The sequence below is a fragment of the Nocardia neocaledoniensis genome, from assembly GCF_003182135.1.
In the GTDB taxonomy this organism is placed as follows: domain Bacteria; phylum Actinomycetota; class Actinomycetes; order Mycobacteriales; family Mycobacteriaceae; genus Nocardia; species Nocardia neocaledoniensis.
On sequence record NZ_QGTL01000004.1, the window covers coordinates 446,711 to 466,332 of the forward strand.

Annotated in this window: 18 protein-coding genes and 2 tRNA genes; 13 read left to right on the plus strand and 7 right to left on the minus strand. The window is 68.2% G+C overall.

The window, feature by feature from the left end; translation table 11 throughout:
• The first annotated feature begins 109 nt into the window (after positions 1-109).
• From DFR69_RS14035 to DFR69_RS14065, 7 genes are all read left to right on the plus strand, one after another.
• Positions 110-670 carry a DUF721 family protein gene (locus DFR69_RS14035; RefSeq protein ID WP_186817378.1) on the plus strand — a complete coding sequence of 187 codons (561 nt, stop codon included), beginning with the start codon at positions 110-112 and terminating at the stop codon, positions 668-670.
• A gap of 373 nt (positions 671-1,043) precedes the next feature.
• The gene (gyrB, locus tag DFR69_RS14040; protein ID WP_110037953.1) at positions 1,044-3,077 is read left to right on the plus strand and encodes a DNA topoisomerase (ATP-hydrolyzing) subunit B; all 2,034 of its coding nucleotides are present in this window, start codon (positions 1,044-1,046) and stop codon (positions 3,075-3,077) included.
• A gap of 58 nt (positions 3,078-3,135) precedes the next feature.
• Complete coding sequence (gene gyrA / locus DFR69_RS14045; RefSeq protein WP_110037954.1) at positions 3,136-5,646, plus strand: DNA gyrase subunit A; 2,511 nt, start codon at positions 3,136-3,138, stop codon at positions 5,644-5,646.
• A 39-nt stretch (positions 5,647-5,685) separates the two neighbouring features.
• Positions 5,686-6,696 carry a DUF3566 domain-containing protein gene (locus DFR69_RS14050; RefSeq protein ID WP_110037955.1) on the plus strand — a complete coding sequence of 337 codons (1,011 nt, stop codon included), beginning with the start codon at positions 5,686-5,688 and terminating at the stop codon, positions 6,694-6,696.
• Between the two features lie 135 nt (positions 6,697-6,831).
• Positions 6,832-6,905 (plus strand) — tRNA-Ile (locus tag DFR69_RS14055).
• Between the two features lie 159 nt (positions 6,906-7,064).
• Positions 7,065-7,137 (plus strand) — tRNA-Ala (locus tag DFR69_RS14060).
• Positions 7,138-7,142: 5 nt separating this feature from the next.
• Positions 7,143-8,045, plus strand: a complete 903-nt coding sequence (locus tag DFR69_RS14065) for an acyl-CoA dehydrogenase middle domain-containing protein (protein WP_110037956.1) — start codon at positions 7,143-7,145, stop codon at positions 8,043-8,045.
• Here the strand turns inward: DFR69_RS14065 and DFR69_RS14070 are convergent.
• Positions 8,035-9,612, minus strand: coding sequence for a serine hydrolase (locus tag DFR69_RS14070; protein WP_110037957.1), 1,578 nt, complete (start codon positions 9,610-9,612; stop codon positions 8,035-8,037). The two genes, DFR69_RS14065 and DFR69_RS14070, sit on opposite strands and share 11 nt — an antisense overlap.
• Positions 9,613-10,185: 573 nt before the next feature.
• On the opposite strand from DFR69_RS14070, the gene DFR69_RS14075 reads away from it, so the two are divergent.
• A complete protein-coding gene (locus DFR69_RS14075) occupies positions 10,186-11,181 on the plus strand; it encodes an ATP-binding cassette domain-containing protein (protein WP_110038285.1) in 996 nt (331 codons plus the stop codon).
• A 56-nt stretch (positions 11,182-11,237) separates the two neighbouring features.
• Complete coding sequence (locus DFR69_RS14080) at positions 11,238-12,032, plus strand: ABC transporter permease (protein WP_167456275.1); 795 nt, start codon at positions 11,238-11,240, stop codon at positions 12,030-12,032.
• A 4-nt stretch (positions 12,033-12,036) separates the two neighbouring features.
• Here DFR69_RS14080 and DFR69_RS34450 read toward each other — a convergent pair whose 3' ends face one another.
• Positions 12,037-12,213: a hypothetical protein gene (locus tag DFR69_RS34450; protein WP_167456263.1), complete on the minus strand. Its 177-nt coding sequence runs from the start codon at positions 12,211-12,213 to the stop codon at positions 12,037-12,039.
• A gap of 26 nt (positions 12,214-12,239) precedes the next feature.
• Here DFR69_RS34450 and DFR69_RS14085 point away from each other — a divergent pair, with 26 nt between their 5' ends.
• The gene (locus DFR69_RS14085; protein ID WP_110037959.1) at positions 12,240-12,767 is read left to right on the plus strand and encodes a peptidylprolyl isomerase; all 528 of its coding nucleotides are present in this window, start codon (positions 12,240-12,242) and stop codon (positions 12,765-12,767) included.
• 75 nt (positions 12,768-12,842) lie between these two features.
• Here the strand turns inward: DFR69_RS14085 and DFR69_RS14090 are convergent, their stop codons facing one another.
• Positions 12,843-13,289 (minus strand): PH domain-containing protein, encoded by a 447-nt coding sequence (locus DFR69_RS14090; protein ID WP_110037960.1) that lies wholly within the window; start codon positions 13,287-13,289, stop codon positions 12,843-12,845.
• Positions 13,290-13,392: 103 nt separating this feature from the next.
• Entirely contained in the window at positions 13,393-13,656 is a 264-nt protein-coding gene (gene crgA, locus DFR69_RS14095) for a cell division protein CrgA (RefSeq protein WP_110037961.1), read from the minus strand.
• Positions 13,657-13,749: 93 nt separating this feature from the next.
• Between crgA and DFR69_RS14100 the strand changes: the two genes are divergently transcribed.
• From DFR69_RS14100 to DFR69_RS14110, 3 genes are all read left to right on the plus strand, one after another.
• Positions 13,750-14,412, plus strand: a complete 663-nt coding sequence (locus DFR69_RS14100) for an aminodeoxychorismate/anthranilate synthase component II (RefSeq protein WP_110038286.1) — start codon at positions 13,750-13,752, stop codon at positions 14,410-14,412.
• Complete coding sequence (locus DFR69_RS14105) at positions 14,409-15,095, plus strand: RibD family protein (RefSeq protein WP_110037962.1); 687 nt, start codon at positions 14,409-14,411, stop codon at positions 15,093-15,095. The genes DFR69_RS14100 and DFR69_RS14105 overlap by 4 nt, the downstream gene beginning before the upstream one ends.
• A 144-nt stretch (positions 15,096-15,239) precedes the next feature.
• Positions 15,240-15,707 carry a deaminase gene (locus DFR69_RS14110; protein WP_110037963.1) on the plus strand — a complete coding sequence of 156 codons (468 nt, stop codon included), beginning with the start codon at positions 15,240-15,242 and terminating at the stop codon, positions 15,705-15,707.
• Between the two features lie 3 nt (positions 15,708-15,710).
• Here DFR69_RS14110 and DFR69_RS14115 read toward each other — a convergent pair whose 3' ends face one another.
• From DFR69_RS14115 to DFR69_RS14125, 3 genes are read right to left on the minus strand one after another with little or no spacing between them, the layout of a single operon-like run.
• On the minus strand, positions 15,711-16,130 hold the full coding sequence (locus DFR69_RS14115; RefSeq protein WP_110037964.1) for a CBS domain-containing protein: 420 nt from the start codon (positions 16,128-16,130) through the stop codon (positions 15,711-15,713).
• Positions 16,131-16,184: 54 nt separating this feature from the next.
• Positions 16,185-18,086: a Stk1 family PASTA domain-containing Ser/Thr kinase gene (gene pknB / locus DFR69_RS14120; RefSeq protein ID WP_110037965.1), complete on the minus strand. Its 1,902-nt coding sequence runs from the start codon at positions 18,084-18,086 to the stop codon at positions 16,185-16,187.
• On the minus strand, positions 18,083-19,606 hold the full coding sequence (locus DFR69_RS14125) for a protein kinase domain-containing protein (protein WP_110037966.1): 1,524 nt from the start codon (positions 19,604-19,606) through the stop codon (positions 18,083-18,085). The genes pknB and DFR69_RS14125 overlap by 4 nt, the downstream gene beginning before the upstream one ends.
• Between the last annotated feature and the right edge of the window lie 16 nt (positions 19,607-19,622).

A 19,622-nucleotide genomic window follows, 5' to 3' on the forward strand; every position in this document is an offset into this window, starting at 1 on the left:
GGTTATCCACAGCTCCTGTGGAAAACCGGCGACATGCTGGAGATATGCCGGCCCGACGGGGCGGGCGTTGTCGGCGTCGCGGCGTAGACTCGGTCCGCACTCGGCCAGCATCGACACCGGAAGGCGGGAACCCGTGACGAACGAGCCCGAACCGGAGCTGCGCGGGATCGACCTGGCCCGGCGTGCGCTGGAGGAGGCGCGAGCGGCGGCCAAGGCCAGCGGCAAGTCCGTCGGCCAGGGCAGGGCGTCGCCGGTGCGCAAGCTGCGCGCGGGCGGGCGTCGTCGCACGGGCTGGTCCGGCGCCGGACCCGATCCCCGCGATCCCCAGCTGTTGTCGTCGCTGGCGGGCTCGATCGCCAAGAGTCGTGGCTGGTCGGGCAAGGTCGCCGAGGGGATGGTGTTCGGCCGCTGGTCCAGCGTCGTCGGTGAGGACATCGCCGCGCACGCGACCCCGGTGACCCTCGAGGGCGGGGTGCTCAAGATCGCGGCCGAGTCGACCGCGTGGGCCACCCAGCTGCGCATGCTGCAGAGCCAGATCCTGGCCAAGATCAATGCCGCGGTCGGCCAGGGCGTGGTGACCCAGCTGCGGATCACCGGCCCCGCCGCACCGAGCTGGCGCAAGGGTGAGCGGCACATCAAGGGCCGGGGACCGCGCGACACCTACGGGTAGCCGAGCGGTGACCAGGGCGAGTTGCGTTGCGGCGGGGCCGGTCTCACCCCCACCCGCTGTGGACATGTGGACAAAGCCTGTGGATAACTCGGGTGGACCCTGAAGCTGGTCGACGGGGTTTCACGTGGAACCACCGAACGCGAGCCTCACGCCAGTTCTGGCGGGCGGAAATCTCCGCGAGGCGGAAGCTTGTCGGCGTAAGTCGATTTCTCGCATTCACGGCGGCGTCAGGGGTGTCGTAGGTGCACTGTAAGTTGGGCTTACCAGTAGGATGGTGACGTAACCAGCGGCGAACCCTCGACGCGTGCTGTGCAGTCCGCGTGCTGCCCGATCGCTGCGACAGGGATCAGCAAGTAAGGAGAGCTACCGACAAGTGGCTGCCAACGACTCCAACGCATCGGGCAACAAACAGGGCTACGGTGCCTCCTCCATCACAGTCCTCGAAGGCCTCGAAGCGGTGCGCAAGCGCCCTGGCATGTACATCGGTTCCACCGGTGAGCGCGGCCTCCACCACCTCATCTGGGAGGTTGTGGACAACTCGGTCGACGAGGCGATGGCCGGCTACGCGACGCGAGTCGACGTCACGCTGCTGGAGGACGGCGGTGTCGAGGTCATCGACGACGGCCGCGGCATTCCCACCGCCATGCACGCGCAGGGCATTCCGACCGTCGAGGTCGTCATGACCCAGCTGCACGCGGGCGGCAAGTTCGACTCCGACTCCTACGCCGTCTCCGGTGGTCTGCACGGTGTCGGTATCTCGGTGGTCAACGCGCTGTCGAGCAAGCTGGAAGCCGAGATCGATACCGACGGCTACCACTGGGCCCAGACCTACAAGGACGCCAAGCCGGGCAAGCTGATCCAGGGCGAGCCCACCAAGCGCACCGGTACGACGATCCGCTTCTGGGCCGACCCGGAGATCTTCGAGACCACCACCTACAACTTCGAGACGGTCTCGCGCCGCCTGCAGGAGATGGCCTTCCTCAACAAGGGCCTGACCATCACCCTGACCGACCAGCGCGTCACCGAGTCCGACGTGATCGACGAGGTCGTCAGCGATACCGCCGAGGCGCCCAAGCACGCCGAGGAAGGCGCGGACAAGCCGGTCGAGCACAAGGTCAAGACCCGCACCTATCGCTACCCGGGCGGCCTGGTGGACTTCGTCCGCCACATCAACCGCACCAAGCAGGCGATCCACAACTCGGTCGTCGGCTTCACCGGCAAGGGCACCGGCCACGAGCTCGAGGTCGCGATGCAGTGGAACTCGGGCTACTCCGAGTCGGTCCACACCTTCGCCAACACGATCAACACCCACGAGGGCGGCACCCACGAAGAGGGCTTCCGCGCGGCGCTGACCACGGTGGTCAACAAGTACGCCAAGGAGAAGAAGCTCCTCAAGGAGAAGGACGGCAACCTCACCGGTGACGACATCCGCGAGGGCCTGGCGGCCATCGTGAGCGTCAAGGTCGGCGAGCCGCAGTTCGAGGGCCAGACCAAGACCAAGCTGGGCAACACCGAGGTCAAGTCGTTCGTGCAGCGTGCCTGCAACGAGCACCTGACGCACTGGTTCGAGGCCAACCCGGCCGACGCGAAGACCATCGTGCAGAAGGCGGTCTCCTCCGCGCAGGCCCGTGTCGCCGCCCGCAAGGCGCGTGAGCTGGTGCGCCGCAAGTCCGCCACCGACCTGGGCGGTCTGCCCGGCAAGCTGGCCGACTGCCGCTCCAAGGATCCGAGCAAGTGCGAGATCTACATCGTCGAGGGTGACTCCGCCGGCGGCTCGGCCAAGTCCGGCCGCGACTCGATGTACCAGGCGATCCTGCCGCTGCGCGGCAAGATCATCAACGTCGAGAAGGCCCGCATCGACCGCGTCCTCAAGAACAACGAGGTCCAGTCGATCATCACCGCGTTCGGCACCGGTATCCACGACGAGTTCGACATCGCGAAGCTGCGCTACAACAAGATCATCCTGATGGCCGACGCCGACGTCGACGGCCAGCACATCGCGACGCTGCTGCTCACGCTGCTGTTCCGGTTCATGCGCCCGCTGGTCGAGCACGGTCACGTGTTCCTGGCCCAGCCGCCGCTGTACAAGCTGAAGTGGATGCGCGCCGATCCGGAGTTCGCCTACTCCGACCGCGAGCGCGACGCGCTGCTCGAGGCCGGTCTGGCCGCGGGCAAGAAGATCAACAAGGACGACGGCGTCCAGCGCTACAAGGGTCTGGGCGAGATGAACGCCAAGGAGCTGTGGGAGACCACCATGGACCCGTCGGTGCGGGTGCTTCGTCAGGTGACGCTCGACGACGCGGCCGCGGCCGACGAGCTGTTCTCGGTGCTCATGGGCGAGGACGTGGAGGCACGTCGCAGCTTCATCACCCGCAATGCCAAGGACGTCCGCTTCCTCGACGTGTAACCGGTGCTGCGCCGTCGAGCGCGCCCGCGACGCATGTCAGCCCTGACAAGGAGATTTGATGACTGAGACCACGCTGCCGCCCTCCGGCGGTGCGGGCGACCGGATCGAACCGGTCGACATCCAGAACGAGATGCAGAGCAGCTACATCGATTACGCGATGAGCGTGATCGTGGGCCGCGCGCTGCCCGATGTGCGCGACGGCCTCAAGCCGGTGCACCGGCGCGTGCTCTACGCGATGTACGACAACGGCTACCGGCCCGACCGCGGTTACGTGAAGTCGGCGCGCCCGGTCGCCGAGACCATGGGTAACTACCACCCGCACGGTGACGCGTCGATCTACGACACCCTCGTGCGCATGGCGCAGCCCTGGTCGCTGCGCTACCCGCTGGTCGACGGCCAGGGCAACTTCGGCTCGCGCGGCAACGACGGCGCGGCCGCCATGCGATACACCGAGTGCCGTCTCACGCCGCTGGCGATGGAGATGCTGCGCGACATCGACAGCGAGACCGTCGATTTCGTCCCCAACTACGACGGCCGCTCGCAGGAGCCGACCGTGCTGCCCGCGCGCGTGCCCGCGCTGCTGATGAACGGCAGCAACGGTATCGCCGTCGGCATGGCCACCAACATCCCGCCGCACAACCTGCGCGAGCTGGCCGAGGCCATCTACTGGGCGCTGGACAACTACGACGCCGACGAGGAAGCCACCCTCGCCGCCTGCATGGAGCGCGTCAAGGGCCCCGACTTCCCGACCTCCGGCCTGATCGTCGGCGGCCAGGGCATCCAGGACGCCTACACCACCGGCCGCGGTTCGATCCGCATGCGCGGTGTGGTGGAGATCGAAGAGGGCAACCGCGGTCAGACGCAGATCGTCATCACCGAGCTGCCGTACCAGGTCAACACCGACAACTTCATCAACTCGATCGCCGAGCAGGTCAAGGACGGCAAGATCGCGGGTATCTCCGATATCCACGACGAGTCCTCCGACCGTGTCGGCATGCGCATCGTGGTGACGGTCAAGCGCGACGCGGTCGCCAAGGTCGTGCTGAACAACCTGTACAAGCACACCCAGCTGCAGACCAGCTTCGGCGCCAACATGCTCTCGATCGTCGACGGCGTGCCGCGCACGCTGCGCCTGGATCAGATGATCCGGCTCTACGTCGACCATCAGTTGGAAGTCATCGTCCGGCGCACCCGCTACCTGCTGCGCAAGGCCGAGGAGCGGGCCCACATCCTGCGCGGTCTGGTCAAGGCGCTGGACATGCTCGACGAGGTCATCGCGCTGATCCGCCGCTCGGCCAACACCGACACCGCGCGCACCGGCCTGATGCAGCTGCTCGACATCGACGAGATCCAGTCGACCGCGATCCTCGACATGCAGCTGCGCCGCCTCTCCGCCCTGGAGCGCCAGCGCATCATCGACGATCTGGCCAAGATCGAGCTCGAGATCGCCGACTACAAGGACATCCTGGAGAAGCCGGAGCGGCAGCGCGCGATCGTGCGCGACGAGCTGGCCGAGATCGTCGAGAAGTACGGCGACGACCGCAGGACCAGGATCATCGCCAACGACGGTGACGTCGCCGACGAGGATCTGATCGCCCGCGAGGACGTGGTCGTCACGATCACCGAGACCGGCTACGCCAAGCGCACCAAGACCGACCTGTACCGCTCGCAGAAGCGCGGCGGCAAGGGCGTGCAGGGTGCCGGCCTCAAGCAGGACGACATCGTCAAGCACTTCTTCGTGTCCTCGACGCACGACTGGCTGCTGTTCTTCACCAACAAGGGCCGCGTCTACCGGGCCAAGGCCTACGAGCTGCCCGAGGCCAACCGGACCGCTCGCGGCCAGCATGTGGCGAACCTGCTGGCGTTCCAGCCGGACGAGAAGATCGCCCAGATCATCCAGCTCAAGACCTACGAGGACGCGCCGTATCTGGTGCTGGCGACCCGCGCGGGCCTGGTGAAGAAGTCCAAGCTCACCGATTTCGACTCCAACCGCTCCGGCGGCATCGTCGCGGTGAACCTGCGCGACGACGACGAGCTGGTCGGCGCGGTGCTCTGCTCGGCCGACGACGACCTGCTGCTGGTCTCGGCACACGGTCAGTCGATCCGCTTCTCCGCCACCGACGAGGCGCTGCGCCCGATGGGTCGCGCCACCTCCGGTGTGCAGGGCATGCGGTTCAACGCCGACGACGAATTGCTCTCGCTCAACGTGGTTCGCGACGAGACCTACCTTTTGGTGGCGACCGCCGGTGGGTACGCCAAGCGTACGGCGATCGAGGAGTACACCGCGCAGGGTCGTGGCGGAAAAGGCGTATTGACAATTCAGTACGACCCGAAACGTGGCAGCCTGGTCGGTGCGCTCATCGTCGACGACGAAGACGAGTTGTACGCGATCACTTCCAGTGGTGGCGTCATCCGCACCGCAGCCAAGCAAGTTCGGAAAGCTGGACGCCAGACCAAGGGCGTGCGATTGATGAACCTCGCGGATGGCGATACCTTGCTAGCGATCGCGCGCAACGCCGACGAGCCCGATCCCGATCAGCTCATCGGCGACGCGGCCTCGGAGCAATAACCCAACCAGCGGCGGCAACGAACGGATCTGAGGATTCCATTGACCACACCGAATCAGTCGAACGACGATCGGAACCAGACCAACGGCGTCACCGAGCGGATCGCGTCGTCTCCGATCCAGCCGCGGCCGATCCCTCGTCAGGGTGCGGCCGAGGGCGCGGCGCCGGAGTCCGGCGCCGGTGGCGGCGAATCGTTCGACCAGTCGACCGTGCGGATGGGCAACGAATCCGCGCCGACCGGCAACGGCAAGGGCAAGTCGCCCTACCAGGACGGGTGGGCGCAGCTGCCGCAGCGTGAACCGCAGTCGAATCTGTACCGGCCCGGTGAGGCGCCGAGCCAGGGACGTCCGACCTCGGGGGCCACGGGCGCCTCGGGCGGCGGGCTGAAGGGCAGCGGCGCCTCCAACGCCCGCACGACCGCCGACCTGGCGGCCAAGGCGGCGCGCAAGGAAGCGGCGATGGTGAAGTCGGTCGGCATCGACGGCCCGACGCGCAGCATCGCCCGTCCGGAGCTGGTCAAGGACATGCCGGACCTGTCCGAGGTGCGCCATCCGACGCCGGACGCGCCGCCCGCGGCTCCCGGTCTGCCCATGGCCCAGGTGCCCTCGCAGCCTGGGCCGAGTGCCAGGGCGGCGGCGGCCGGGTCGGTCTCGCCCGCGGTTCCGGTGGCCATCGCGGCCGCCGCGTCGGGTGAGCCCCTACGCGCGACGGTGCAGATCCGCCGGATCGATCCGTGGTCGACGCTGAAGATCACCCTGGTGATCAGCGTGGCGCTGTTCTTCGTGTGGATGGTGGCGGTCGGCCTGCTCTACATCGTGCTCGCCGGCATGGGCGTGTGGGACAACCTGGACAACTCGCTCGGCGAGATGCTGAACCAGGAGGGCAGCTCGTCGAGCCTGATCGACGCGGGCACCGTGTTCGGTTATGCCGGCGTCATCGGTCTGATCAACGTGGTGCTGTTCACCGCGCTGGCCACGGTCGGTGTGTTCATCTACAACCAGTGCTGCGATCTGGTCGGTGGCATCCAGGTGACCCTGGCCGATCCGGACTAGGAATCGCTTCTGCCACGACGGCCGGTCAGCCCCATGAAAAGGGGCCTGACCGGCCGTTTTGGTTATCGGCAGGCGGGTAGGGTAACCTCTTTTTTCGTTGCGGTGCACTGCTCAGGCGGGGCCCGGAACGAGTACGGGCCTATAGCTCAGGCGGTTAGAGCGCTTCGCTGATAACGAAGAGGTCGGAGGTTCAAGTCCTCCTAGGCCCACTCCCCGAACATCACAGTAGGGTGGGAATCATGAAGATTGTCCTCACGGTCGGCATTGTGATCGCGGTTCTCATCGGTATCACCAAATTCCGCAAGCGCGACGACGCTGATGTCTGGCGCGAGGTCACCACTCGCTGATTCGGGGTTGCCAACCCGCACGGGGCCTTAGCTCAATTGGCAGAGCACTGCCTTTGCAAGGCAGGGGTTAGGGGTTCGATTCCCCTAGGCTCCACTTCTGTGAATTCCTCGGTTTTCGATTTCCTGCTCACCGCGACGCCGGACGAGTCCGCCTCGGGTGACATCTCCCTCGCCGCCGCTCGTCATCGCGAGCGGGCCGCCGGGTTCGTGCGTTCGGTGGATCGTGCCGCGGTCGCCGGATTCGACAGTGCGACAACGGGTACGGCGTTCCTCGGTGGCTACCAGGAGGCGCTGCACGCGCTGGTCCCGGCGCTGGCCGCCGAGGAACTGTCCGCCATGTGCGCCACCGAGTCCGGCGGCGCCAAGCCCGCGCAGCTGACGACCACGGTGACCGCCGACGGCCTCGTCACCGGCACGAAATCCTTCGCCACGCTCGGCCAGTTCGCCTCCCGCTTCCTGGTGATCGCCCGGTTCGGCGACCAGGCGGACGGCAGGCCCGACCTGCGCGCGGTCCTGGTTCCGGCGGGCCAGGGCGCCGTGGTGACGCCGCTGCCGGCGCTGGCCTTCGCGCCGGAGATCCCGCACGCCACCGTCACCTTCGAGGCCGCGCCGGGCGAACTACTGCCCGGCGACGGCTACGCCGACTACCTCAAACCGTTCCGCACCGTCGAGGACCTCCACGTGGTGGCCGCTGTGCTCGGATATCTGGTGCGGGTGGCCCGACAGGCGAACTGGCCCGCCGAGCCCGTAGAACAGCTGCTGGGCCTGTTTGCGGCGGTGCGTGGCGTGAGCACCGAGGATCCGGCCTCGGCGGGCGCCCACATCGCGCTCGGCGGGGTCTTCGAGCGGCTGACACGCCTGCGCGCTGAACTCGCCCCGCTGTGGGCACTGGTCGACGAGGACACCAGGGCGCGGTGGGAGCGGGACGAGCCGCTGCTCGGCGTGGCGGGCAAGGTGCGCGCACTGCGCTTGGCGGCGGCCTGGCGCACGGTCAGCGTATGAAGGTGCCCAGGCCGTCCTCGTCGAAGTAGTTCAGGACCAGGCGATCGCCGTCGAAGCGGGCCGAGGAGACGCTGCCGGGCGGCGCGTTCTCCCCGAAAAGGTCGAACGCGAAGGTGTCACCGTCCCAGTGCCGCAGCGGGTACCGGCGCTGGTCGGGGCCGAGGGTGAGGACGAGCTCGCCGCCGGCCTCGCTGATCGTGGCCGGACCCCAGTACTCGTTGGCGTAGGTGCCGACGTAATCGGGCAAGGGCGTGGCGGGGGCGGGATTCGGCGGCGCGGATTTCCCGGAAAGGTCGCCCTCCGGATCGTTGATCGGGGCGAGGACAGAGCGGTAGAGGGCACGCCAGTCCTCGCGGATCTCCCCGAATTGCACGAGGTCGCCGAATTCGGCGGTGAGCGCCTCCGGCAGGCCGATCGGGGCCGCGTTGGTGAGCGCGACGATCGCGACATCGGCCGAGGGGATCACCAGGAAAGTGGTGGCCGCGCCGAGCGCGAACGCGCCGGAATGGCCGTAACTCGTGCGCCCGGCCGAGGTCACCGAGGCGTTGAAACCGAACCCGTAGTTACCGGCTCGCGACTGCGCCGCCGAAGCGGGGGCGGAGATCACCTGTGGCGTGATCGCGGGCAGCAGCGCCTCGGCCGGTGCGATGGTCGTGCCGTTCGCCGTGCCGTTGCCGAGCAGCATCGCCAGCCAGCGGGCCATGTCGTTCACCGAGGAGCTGACCCCGCCCGCCGGCGACTGCGCGTCGGGGTCACGCACCTGCTTCGCGACCCAGGAACCGTCGATCTCCATGTGGCCGACGGCCCGGTTGGGGCGGGCCTGGTAATCGTCGAAACGCGAACTCGTCGAGGTCATGCCGAGCGGCTCGTACAGCGCGTCGGCGCTGAGCCGGTCCCACGGGACGCCCGCCGCGGCGGCGACGGCCTCGGCGCCCGCGGTGAGGCCGAAGTTGGTGTAGTGGTAGGTGATCCGGAACGGGTCGAGCGGTTCGAGGCGGAGCTTCGCCAGGATGGCCGCCCGGTCGTAGCCGAGATCCTCCAGGCGGTCGCCCGCGTGGTCGGGCAGGCCGCTGCGGTGCGCGAACAGGTCACCGATGGTGAGCTGCGCGGTGATGGCCGGGTCGGCCAGGGCGAACGACGGCAGCTTCGAGACCACCGGCGTCTCCCATTCCACGGTGCCCGCGCCGACCTCGTGCGCGACCACCGTCGCAGCGACCGACTTCGATACCGAGGCCAGCTGGAAGACCGTATCGGCGTCGACCTTGTCGTCGCGACCGGCTTCGCGGACACCGAAACCCTTGGCGTACACGGTTTTCCCGCCGTGCACCACCGCCACGGCCATGCCGGGGATGCGGCTGCTGTCCATGAGCGAACCCGCCAGCTCGTCGAGTCTGCCGACGGCCTTGTCGACCGCGTCGGCGGGCAGCTCGACCGCCGCGACCTGATTCGGTGGGAGTGGGTCCGTCGTGGTCGCGGGCGCGCTCTCGTCGTCGGTCGATCCGCTACAGCCGACCACGACGATCATCGAGAGCACCAGCGCCGCGATCGCGCCTCTGCCGGGCACCATGCGCCGACGATAGTCCCGGTTGCGGGGTGATCGCGGGAACGTGGCTGGACTGTGACGCGGGAGCGAACCGTCCCGGAAAATGGGGAGCGGGCCTCGGCGAAGGGGGGGAGTTAGCCGAGGCCCGCGTAGGGTCGGCCCGGGGGGGAGGGGCCGACGTGAACGATCCTACGCGATGTCAGCGGAATTGGTGTACGCGCAACGAAGCAGTTTCCGAGATTTTTCGGTGCCGACGGGCGGGAGCGGGGTCGTCGTCCGGTGGCAAGGCGGGGTGATCCGGTGCGCACGCACCCGACGATTGTCTTACGGTGCGCGGAAAGCGCTGGTACACAAGCTTTTACCCGGAAGTAACAATGAACCTGTTTCGGTGGGCCGCTGCGACGGCGTGCCCTCGAGATCGGGGGCTTGCACGGCGGGGCCGAGCGAAATCGGTCCGATTCGCCGCGTGTCGCCGAATCTCGGCATGTCGAACAAATGTGTACATAACGTTTGAAAGCCCCTACAAATGGGGATGCGACTTGTCGGTGGGTGGCGCAATACTGGGGCAAAGCGTTGACCCACGACATCAGGAGAATCATGCCCGACGCAATCGTCGCCGAGGGTCTGGTCAAACGGTATGGGCAGCTCATCGCCCTGGACGGCCTCGATCTCACCGTCCCCGAAGGTACTGTTACCGCACTTCTCGGCCCCAACGGCGCGGGAAAGACCACGACTGTTCGCGTACTCACCACCCTGCTGATCCCGGACGAGGGCCGTGCCACCGTCGCGGGGATCGATGTCCTGAACAATCCACAGGCCCTGCGTTCCCGGATCGGCGCGTCCGGCCAGTACGCGGCCGTCGACGAATACCTCACCGGCTTCGAGAATCTCGAGATGGTGGGGCGGCTCTATCACCTCGGCGTGCAGCGCAGCAAGGACCGCGCGCGCGAACTGCTCGACCGCTTCCGGCTCAGCGACGCGGCCGACCGGCCGGTGCGCGGCTACTCGGGCGGTATGCGCAGGCGCCTCGACCTCGCCGGTGCCCTGGTGGCCAACCCGCCCGTGCTGTTCCTCGACGAACCGACCACCGGCCTCGACCCGAGGGCCCGGCTGGATCTGTGGGACGTGATCGAGGAACTCGTCGCGGGCGGCACCACGCTGCTGCTCACCACCCAGTACATGGACGAGGCCGACCGCCTGGCCGACTCGATCGCCGTCATCGACCACGGCAAGGTGATCGCCCGCGGTACGGCAGACGAGCTCAAGGCCCTCGTCGGTGGCGACCGCATCGAGCTCACCGTCGGCTCGCCCGATCAGCTCGCCCCCGCCCAGCAGGTGCTCTCCGCGCTGGCCGACGGCGAGATCCACGTGGAGCCCGGTCTGCGGCGGATCACGGTGCCGGTGGCCGATGGCTCCCAGGACCTGGTCGCCGCGATCGGCAGACTCACCGAACACAAGGTGCAGATCAACGACGTCGCCCTGCGGCGGCCCTCGCTCGACGACGTCTTCCTCACGCTCACCGGCCACGAGGCCGAGGAACTCGTCAACGGCGAGGCGGAGAAGGTCGGCGCCGAGGAAGGACAGAACCGATGAGCCTCACCCTCGACAAGTCCGACGTGCAGGGGCCGAGCCTCAGCGAGCGGCTCTCGATGGTCGTCAGCGACAGCATGACCATCGCCAAGCGCAATGTCATCAAGATCAAGCGCGTGCCCGACGTGCTGATCTTCACCACGTTGTCGCCGATCATGTTCGTGCTGCTGTTCGCGTACGTGTTCGGCTCGGCGATCAAGATTCCCGGGCTCGAGGGCGGCTACCGCGAGTTCCTCATCGCTGGCATCTTCGTGCAGACCGTGGTCTTCGGCGCCACCTTCACCGGCGCGGGCCTGGCCGAGGACATGCAGAAGGGCATCATCGACCGGTTCCGTTCGCTGCCGATGGCGCCCTCGGCGGTGCTGTTCGGACGCACCATCAGCGATGTGGTGATCAACGTGGTCAGCCTCGTCGTCATGTCGCTGACGGGCCTGGTGGTCGGCTGGCGGATTCGCGGATCGTTCCTCGACGCGGTGCTCGCCTACGTACTGATGCTGCTGTTCGCGTACGCGCTGTCCTGGATGATGGCCGTCGTCGGCCTGCTCGTCCGGGCGCCGGAGGTGTTCAACAACGCCAGCTTCATGGTGATCTTCCCGCTGACGTTCCTGTCGAACGCGTTCGTGCCGATCGACGACATGCCGACGCCGCTGCGGGTGTTCGCGGAGTGGAACCCGATGTCGGCGCTCACCCAGGCGGTACGCGATCTGTTCGGCAATACCAGCCCGGTGGCGCCGGTCTCGGAGGCGTGGCCGATGCAGCACCCGGTGCTGACCTCGGTCGTGTGGATCGTGGTGATCCTGGTGGTGTTCGTGCCGTTGGCTCAGGTGCAGTACAAGAAGTCCGTGAGCCGCTGACGGGTCAGTGCGCGCCGGCCTCCGATCCGGGGGCCGGCGCGGCACCGTTGCGGGAGTAGCCCAGGCGCGGCGGTTCGGCCGCCGGCTCGGGGAGTTGCGGACGCTTGCTGCGGGCGAGCCAGGCCAGGGCCCCGGCCCCGACGACGGCGGCGGACGCGATGAGCGGGTTGCGAAGCTTCATGCGACCACTGTGGCATAAATATCTGCGTGACCTCACCCCACCAGACCGCCGTGGCGACGCTGCACACCAACCACGGCGACATCAAGATCGCGCTCTTCGGCAACCACGCTCCGAAGACGGTGCGTAACTTCGTGGCCCTCGTCGACGGCAGCGCGCCGTACACCACGCTGAACGCCGCGGGCTCCGAGAGCGGGCCGTTCTACGACGGGGCCACGTTCCACCGGGTGATGGCGGGATTCATGATCCAGGGCGGCGACCCGACCGGCACCGGCCGCGGCGGGCCCGGCTTCGAGTTCGGCGACGAGTTCCATCCCGACCTGCGGTTCGACCGCGGCTACCTGCTGGCCATGGCCAACGCGGGACCCGGCACGAACGGCTCGCAGTTCTTCATCACCGTCTCCCCGCAGAAGCACCTGAATCGCAAGCACACCATCTTCGGCGAGGTGGTCGATCCCGATTCGCGCAAGGTGGTCGACGCGATCGCCGCAGTGCCGACCGATCGCAACGATCGTCCGACCGAGCCGGTCGTGATCTCCTCGATCACCCTCGACTGAACCGCGTCCGACAGCAGAACTCCCCGCCGCGATCGTCGCGACGGGGAGTTCATTGCTTCACGTGAAACGTTGCGCTCAGTCGGCCACCGACGCGAAGCCGTTGACGACGAGCGCGTCGTACACATCGTGGGGATTGGTGCCGAGATCCCAGCGCCCGAAGATCAGCAGGCGCTCCGAGCCCTCGTGCTGGACGTCGATCTCGAGCATGGCCGACTTCCGGCCGAGGCGCCGGTAGGACACCATCCGGATCCGGTCGATCCGGTCCAGCGGATACTCCTTGGGGCCGCTGAACGTGCCGACGATCAGGCGCGGCCGGGGGCCGGGCACCATGGTCAACCGCGGACGTTGACGGAAGGCGATCACCGCCATGGCCAGCACGGCGAACGCGGCCAGACCGACGAGCAACCTGCTCGGACCGTCGTTGGCCAGCAGCGCGGCGACCGCGAGGATCACGCCGCCGCCGGAGACCGCGACGAGACCGGCTGTCGGCGTTGTCCACGAGGTGCCGCCGGTGGAATCCACAGCGTTCACGCGGCTTCGTCCCCCATTGCTCCTCGAGTTGTCCACAGCTTCATCCACAGGTGTGCATGAATAACACCGGTGTAATCCGGTGCGCGGCGACCGCTCAGCGCCATCGCATGGTCATGATCAGGCCGATGACCATCAGGCCGAAGCCGATCAGGAAGTTCCAGGCGTTGAGATCGTTCATCCAGCTGATCTGCTCGGCGGCCAGGTAGTACACCAGCAGCCACACGAGTCCGGCCAGCATGAAGCCAAGCATGATCGCGACGTACCAAGCCGGCGACGGGCCCGCCTTCACCTTCACCGGAGTGCGGCTGGCAGGGCTCGGGGTGTAGTCGGCCTTCTTACGGACCTTGGACTTGGGCATGACGTCCTCGAATTCGGAATACAGGTAACCCCTAGGCTATCCCACCAGGTAATGGATGCGACGACCTACGGGGTCGGCACGTACCCTCTACGCATGCGTGTATTGGTCGTCGACAACTACGACAGCTTCGTGTTCAACCTGGTGCAGTACCTCGGCCAGCTTGGTGCCGAAGCCGTGGTCTGGCGCAACGACGACCCGCGACTCGCCGATCTGGACACGCTGCTGACCCGTGGCGACGAGGGCGGCACCTTCGACGGCGTCCTCGTCAGCCCGGGGCCGGGCAGCCCCGATCGCGCCGGCGCGAGCATTCCGATGGTGCACGCGGCCGCGAAGCACAACACCCCGCTGCTCGGCGTGTGCCTCGGGCACCAGGCGATCGGCGAGGCCTTCGGCGGCACCGTCGACCGGGCGCCGGAGCTGCTGCACGGCAAGACCAGCCAGGTGTATCACGTCGGTTCCGGCGTGCTCGCCGGTCTGCCCGACCCGTTCACCGCCACCCGCTACCACTCGCTGACCGTCCTGCCGGAGAGCATGCCCGCGGAACTCGACGTCGTCGGGCACACCGAGAGCGGCATCGTGATGGCGATGCGGCACCGCACCCTGCCGATCCACGGCGTGCAGTTCCATCCCGAGTCGGTGCTCACCCAGGGCGGGCACCGGATGCTGGCCAACTGGCTCGAGGTGTGCGGGCAGCGCCCCGCCGAGGCACTGGTGTCGGCGCTCGAAGCGGAGGTCGCCGCGCTGGTGACCCAGTGAGGCCGCACGTCCTGCTCTCGGTGGCGGCCAGCCTGGACGGCTACATCGACGACGCGAGCGAGCACCGGCTGCTGCTGTCCAACAGCGCGGACTTCGATCGGGTCGACCGGGTGCGCGCCGAGTGCGACGCCATCCTGATCGGGGCGCGCACTCTACGTGTCGACAATCCGCGGCTGCTGGTGAACAGCGCCGAGCGCCGGGCGGCGCGGGTGGCGGCGGGCAAACCGGAGTATCCGGTGAAGGTCACCGTCACCGCGTCGGGTGAGCTCGATCCCGCCTTGCGGTTCTGGCACACGGGTGGGGACAAACTCGTCTACACCACCGACGCGGGCGCGGACCGGCTGGGCGACCGGCTCGCCGGCACCGCCGAGGTGGTCTCCCTCGGCGCCGACCTCGCGCTGTCGGCGCTGCTCGACGACCTCGGCGCACGCGGTATCCACAGGCTGATGGTCGAGGGCGGGACCGGCATGCACACCGGATTCCTCGCGGCGGACCTGGTGGACGAGCTGCACCTCGCGATCGCGCCGATCCTGGTCGGCGATCCGGCCGCGCCGCGCTTCGTCGGCCCGGCACTGTTCCCGGGTGGTGCACAACGTCGGCTGCGGCTGGCGGGTGTGGAACAACTTGGGGATGTCGCTGTGCTGAAGTACCTGGTCGACCCGCTGGACCGGTCCACTCGCTAACCGGCCCTGTGGTTGAAATCATGAATCCGACCTGGGGAAATGCAACTCTCCACAGTGTGTCGAAGAAATCGCTGCACACCTGAACACGACTGGATCCACATCATGCGAGAGTTGTGGATAACTCCCGACCGGCAGGGGAATTCGATGAGCGCAGACAGCGCCGAGAGCACCGACCACCGCTTCATGCACAGGGCTATCGAGCTGGCCAGGAACTGTCCGCCCAGCTCGACGGCCTACTCGGTGGGCGCGGTGATCGTGGCCGACGGTGTGGAGATCGCCACCGGCTGGTCCCGTGAGACCGACGAGAAGGTGCACGCCGAGGAATCGGCGCTGAACAAGCTCGACCCCGACGACCCGCGCCTGACCAGGGCGACGATCTACAGCACGCTCGAGCCGTGCTCGACCCGCGCCACGGCGAATCGACCGCCCTGTGCCGACCGCATCCTGGCCGCCGGCATCCCGACCGTCGTCATCGCGTGGCGCGAGCCGAGCCTGTTCGTCGCCGCCTGTGAGGGTGTGGACAAACTCCGCAGGCACGGCGTGCGGGTCGTCGAACTCACCGACCTGGCCGAGGAGGCCATGTCGATGAACACCCATCTCGACCTGGGCTGAGGCTCAGGGCCGCCCGTAGATGGCGGTGACGAATTCGCCGAGCTGGTTGTCGTCGAGGTGCCTGGCCAGATCGGCCTCGCTGATCATGCCGACCAGCCGCTTGTCCTCGATCACCGGCATCCGCTTGACCCGATGACCCTCCATCTGGTCGAGCACGTCTTCCACGTCGGCGTCCGCGCTGACCCAGCGCGGGGTGGATTCACACAGTTCGGCCGCCGTCGTCGTCTCGGGCGAGAGGCCGAGCGCGATGCACTTCACCACGATGTCGCGATCGGTGATGATGCCGCACATGCGCTCGTTGTCGTCGGCGACGACGAGCGAGCCGACCCCGAGGTCGGCCATCGCCGTCGCCGCGGTCGCCACGGTGTCACCGCGGCTGATCCACTGCGCACCGGGCTTCATGATGTCCCTGGCCGTTGTCATAGAGCAACCTCCTCGTAGTGGGATGAAGCAGCCCTATTCTTCTCGCGCCAGGTCTCAACGAGGAATCGGCGATGCACCGACCTGCAGTACGACATTGCCGTTGATGGTCACCGTCGAACCGGCCGCCGGACTCTGGCCGACGATCTTGCCCGACGCGCTGCTGTCGAGGGTGATCACCGTGGTCTGGCTCAGCTGACCGGTCCAGCCCTGCGCCCGCAGCTGCTCCTGGGCCTGGGTCGGGGTGAGCCCGCTCAGGTCGGGCACGGTGATGCGGTCACCGGCCGACACCTGGACGGTGATCGTCGAACCCTTCTCCGCGGTGCTGCCGCCGGCCGGGTTGGTGGAGAGGACCTGGCCCTTCGGCGCTGTCGACTTCACCTCCTGGATCTCGACCTTGAAGCCCGCGGTGTCGGCCAGGTTCGGCTGGGCGACGGAGATGTCCTGGCCGACCACGGTCGGCACCCGTACCTGCTCGGGGCCCGAACCGATGGTGATCACGATCAGCTGGTCGATGTCGACCCGCACGCCCGCACTCGGCTCCTGGCCGGTCACCTTGTCGATCTCGGCGGTACTCGACGCCTTGCGCGCCACGTTCGGATCCATCTGCAGGCCGATCGAGTTCAGCTTCTGCTCGGCCTCGGCCTGGGTGAGCCCGGCCAGCCGCGGCACCTGCACCTGCGACGGCCCGGTCGAGACCTGCACGGTGACGGTGGCGCCCTCGTCGATACGTGAACCGCCGAGCGGCTGGGTCGCGATGACATTGCCCGGGGTCACCTTGCCGTCCGGCTTCTGCTGCACCGCGACCTGGAAACCGGCCGCCTGCAGCGCGGACTGCGCCTGCTGCGAGGGTTGACCCGACACGTCGGGCACGGCGACCTGGTCGGGATTGGCGCCGGGCCCGAGCAGCACCCAGTACAGCCCGAACGCGACGGCGAGCGCGGCGGCCACCCCGAGCGCGATCAGGCCGGTGCGGTTGCGGCCCTCGGCGGGCGGCGCGATCGCGGCCTGTTCGGAGGTGTCGTCGCCGCGGTCGTGGAACGTGCGCGGCGCAGGCTCGTCGTAATCCATGATGGTGGTGCGGTCTTCGTCGCTCATCACCATCGGCGCGCTCGGCTTCTGGCCGCCGAGCACCCGGATCAGGTCGGCGCGCATCTCCGCGGCCGTCTGGTAGCGGTTGGCCGGGTTCTTGGCCATCGCCTTGAGGATCACCGAGTCGAGTTCGCGCGGCACGCCGGGATTGATCGACGACGGCAGCGGCGGGTCCTCTTTGACGTGCTGGTACGCGACCGCGACCGGCGAGTCACCGGTGAACGGCGGCTGACCGGTGAGGATCTCGAACAGTACGCAGCCGACCGAGTACACGTCGGAGCGCGCGTCGACGGTCTCGCCGCGCGCCTGCTCCGGGGACAGATACTGGGCGGTGCCGATGACGGCGGCGGTCTGGGTCATCGGGTTGGAGGCATCGGCGATCGCGCGCGCGATGCCGAAGTCCATCACCTTCACCGCGCCCGCGCGGTTGATCATGATGTTGGCCGGCTTCATGTCGCGATGCACGATCCCGGCCTTGTGGCTGAAATCGAGCGCGGCGCACACGTCGGCGACGACTTCCATCGCCTTGCGCGGCGCGAGCGGGCCCTTGCCGCGCACGATGTCGCGCAGGGTGTCGCCCTCGACGTACTCCATCACGATGTAGGGCAGCGGACCGCCGTCGACGGTGGCCTCGCCGGTGTCGTACACCGCGACGATGGCCGGATGGTTCAGCGCGGCCGCGTTCTGCGCCTCGCGCTTGAACCGCAGGTAGAACGTGGGATCGCGGGCCAGGTCGGCCCGCAGCACCTTGATCGCCACGTCACGCGAGAGGCGCACGTCGCGTGCCTTGTGCACCTCCGACATGCCACCGAACCCGATGATCTCGCCCAGCTCGTACCGCGAGGAGAGATTCTTCGGGGTCGTCATGGTTGTCCTTGTGGCGGAGTGTTGTCGACGGAGAGGTTCGGGCCCAGCGCGTCCGGAGCGTCCGGGAACGGCAGATCGATCGTGGGCAGCCGGGGACGTCCGTTGACCGTCGTCGTGCCCGCCGCCGGCTTGGTGGTGGTGGGCTTGGTGGTCTTGGGCGTGGTCGTCGGCTTTTCCGAGGTCGTCGTCGGCGGTTCCGTGGTGGTGGTCGGCGGTGGCGTGGTCGTCGTCGGCGCCTCGGTGGTGGTGGTCGGGCGCGGCGGCGGGGTCGTCGTCGGTTCCTCGGTCGGCGGCAGCGGCGGCGGCACGACCACGGTGGTGGTCGGGCGTGGCGGCGGCGTCGTGGTCTGCACGGTGGTCGTCGACGGACCGGTGCTGCGGTTCGGTTCGCCGCCGAACAGCAGCCAGAGCACACCGCCGCCGAGCAGCAGCGCGCCGATGCCGAGGGCGATCAGCCACTTCTGGTTGTTGTTCTTGGTCTCGGCCGCGGCGACGGCCGCCGGGGCGGCGGCCTGGGTCGCGGGACCGGTGTAACCGGCGGCGGGGACCGCGGGCGGGGTCTGGTTGCCGAAGCGCATGGTGGCGCCGTCGTAGTCGGCGGCGGCCGGGATCGCCACGGTCGGGCCGGGCGGCAGGACGCGGGTCGCCCCGGTCATCGACGAGCCGACACCGGCGGGCGGCGGCGGCATGTGCCCGGCCCGGACCGCGGCCACGGCGTCGGCGAACTCGCCGCCGCTGCTGTAGCGCTGGGTCGGATCCTTGGCCATCGTGATCGCGATCAGCTCGTGCACGTTGGCGGGCAGGTCGGCGGGCATCGGCGGCGGGGCGTCGCGGACGTGCTTCATCGCGACGGTGATGGCGCCCTCACCGGTGAACGGGCGCATACCGGCCAGCGCCTCGTAGCCGACGATGCCGAGGGAGTACACGTCACTCGCGGCGGTGGCGTCCTCGCCGACGGCCTGCTCGGGCGCGATGTACTGCGCGGTGCCCATCACCATGCCGGTCTTGGTGACCGGCGAGGCGTCGACCGCCTTGGCGATGCCGAAGTCGGTGATCTTCACCTGGCCGGTGGGCGTGACCAGGATGTTGCCCGGTTTCACGTCGCGGTGCACCACGCCGGCGGCGTGCGCGACCTCGAGTGCGCGACCGGTCTGCTCGAGCATGTCCAGACCCTGGACGACCGAGAGCCTGCCCATCCGGTTCAGCACCGCGTTGAGCGGCTCGCCCTGCACGAGCTCCATCACCAGGTAGGCGGTCTCGCCGCCGGAGGGGTCGGTGGTCTCGCCGTAGTCGTAGATGCCCGCGATTCCGGGGTGGTTGAGCTGCGCGGTGGTGCGCGCCTCGGTCCGGAATCGCTGACGGAACGTCGGGTCGGCGGAGAACTCGGTCTTGAGGACCTTGACCGCCACCCGGCGGTCGAGCCGGGTGTCCATCGCTTCCCACACCTGACCCATGCCGCCCGTGGCGATGAGCCGTTGCAGGCGATAGCGGTCGGCGATCATGGCACCGTTGTTCAGCATCGGGGCCCCCGTGTTG

What these genes read in the sequence shown, in the direction of transcription:
- gyrA (WP_110037954.1), top strand. Translation starts at nt 3,136, where the DNA reads ATGACTGAGACCACGCTGCCGCCCTCCGGCGGTGCGGGCGACCGGATC.
- DFR69_RS14070 (WP_110037957.1), bottom strand. Translation starts at nt 9,612, where the DNA reads ATGGTGCCCGGCAGAGGCGCGATCGCGGCGCTGGTGCTCTCGATGATC.
- DFR69_RS14075 (WP_110038285.1), top strand. Translation starts at nt 10,186, where the DNA reads ATGCCCGACGCAATCGTCGCCGAGGGTCTGGTCAAACGGTATGGGCAG.
- DFR69_RS14080 (WP_167456275.1), top strand. Translation starts at nt 11,238, where the DNA reads ATGGTCGTCAGCGACAGCATGACCATCGCCAAGCGCAATGTCATCAAG.
- DFR69_RS34450 (WP_167456263.1), bottom strand. Translation starts at nt 12,213, where the DNA reads ATGAAGCTTCGCAACCCGCTCATCGCGTCCGCCGCCGTCGTCGGGGCC.
- crgA (WP_110037961.1), bottom strand. Translation starts at nt 13,656, where the DNA reads ATGCCCAAGTCCAAGGTCCGTAAGAAGGCCGACTACACCCCGAGCCCT.
- DFR69_RS14100 (WP_110038286.1), top strand. Translation starts at nt 13,750, where the DNA reads ATGCGTGTATTGGTCGTCGACAACTACGACAGCTTCGTGTTCAACCTG.
- DFR69_RS14110 (WP_110037963.1), top strand. Translation starts at nt 15,240, where the DNA reads ATGAGCGCAGACAGCGCCGAGAGCACCGACCACCGCTTCATGCACAGG.
- DFR69_RS14115 (WP_110037964.1), bottom strand. Translation starts at nt 16,130, where the DNA reads ATGACAACGGCCAGGGACATCATGAAGCCCGGTGCGCAGTGGATCAGC.
- pknB (WP_110037965.1), bottom strand. Translation starts at nt 18,086, where the DNA reads ATGACGACCCCGAAGAATCTCTCCTCGCGGTACGAGCTGGGCGAGATC.
- DFR69_RS14125 (WP_110037966.1), bottom strand. Translation starts at nt 19,606, where the DNA reads ATGCTGAACAACGGTGCCATGATCGCCGACCGCTATCGCCTGCAACGG.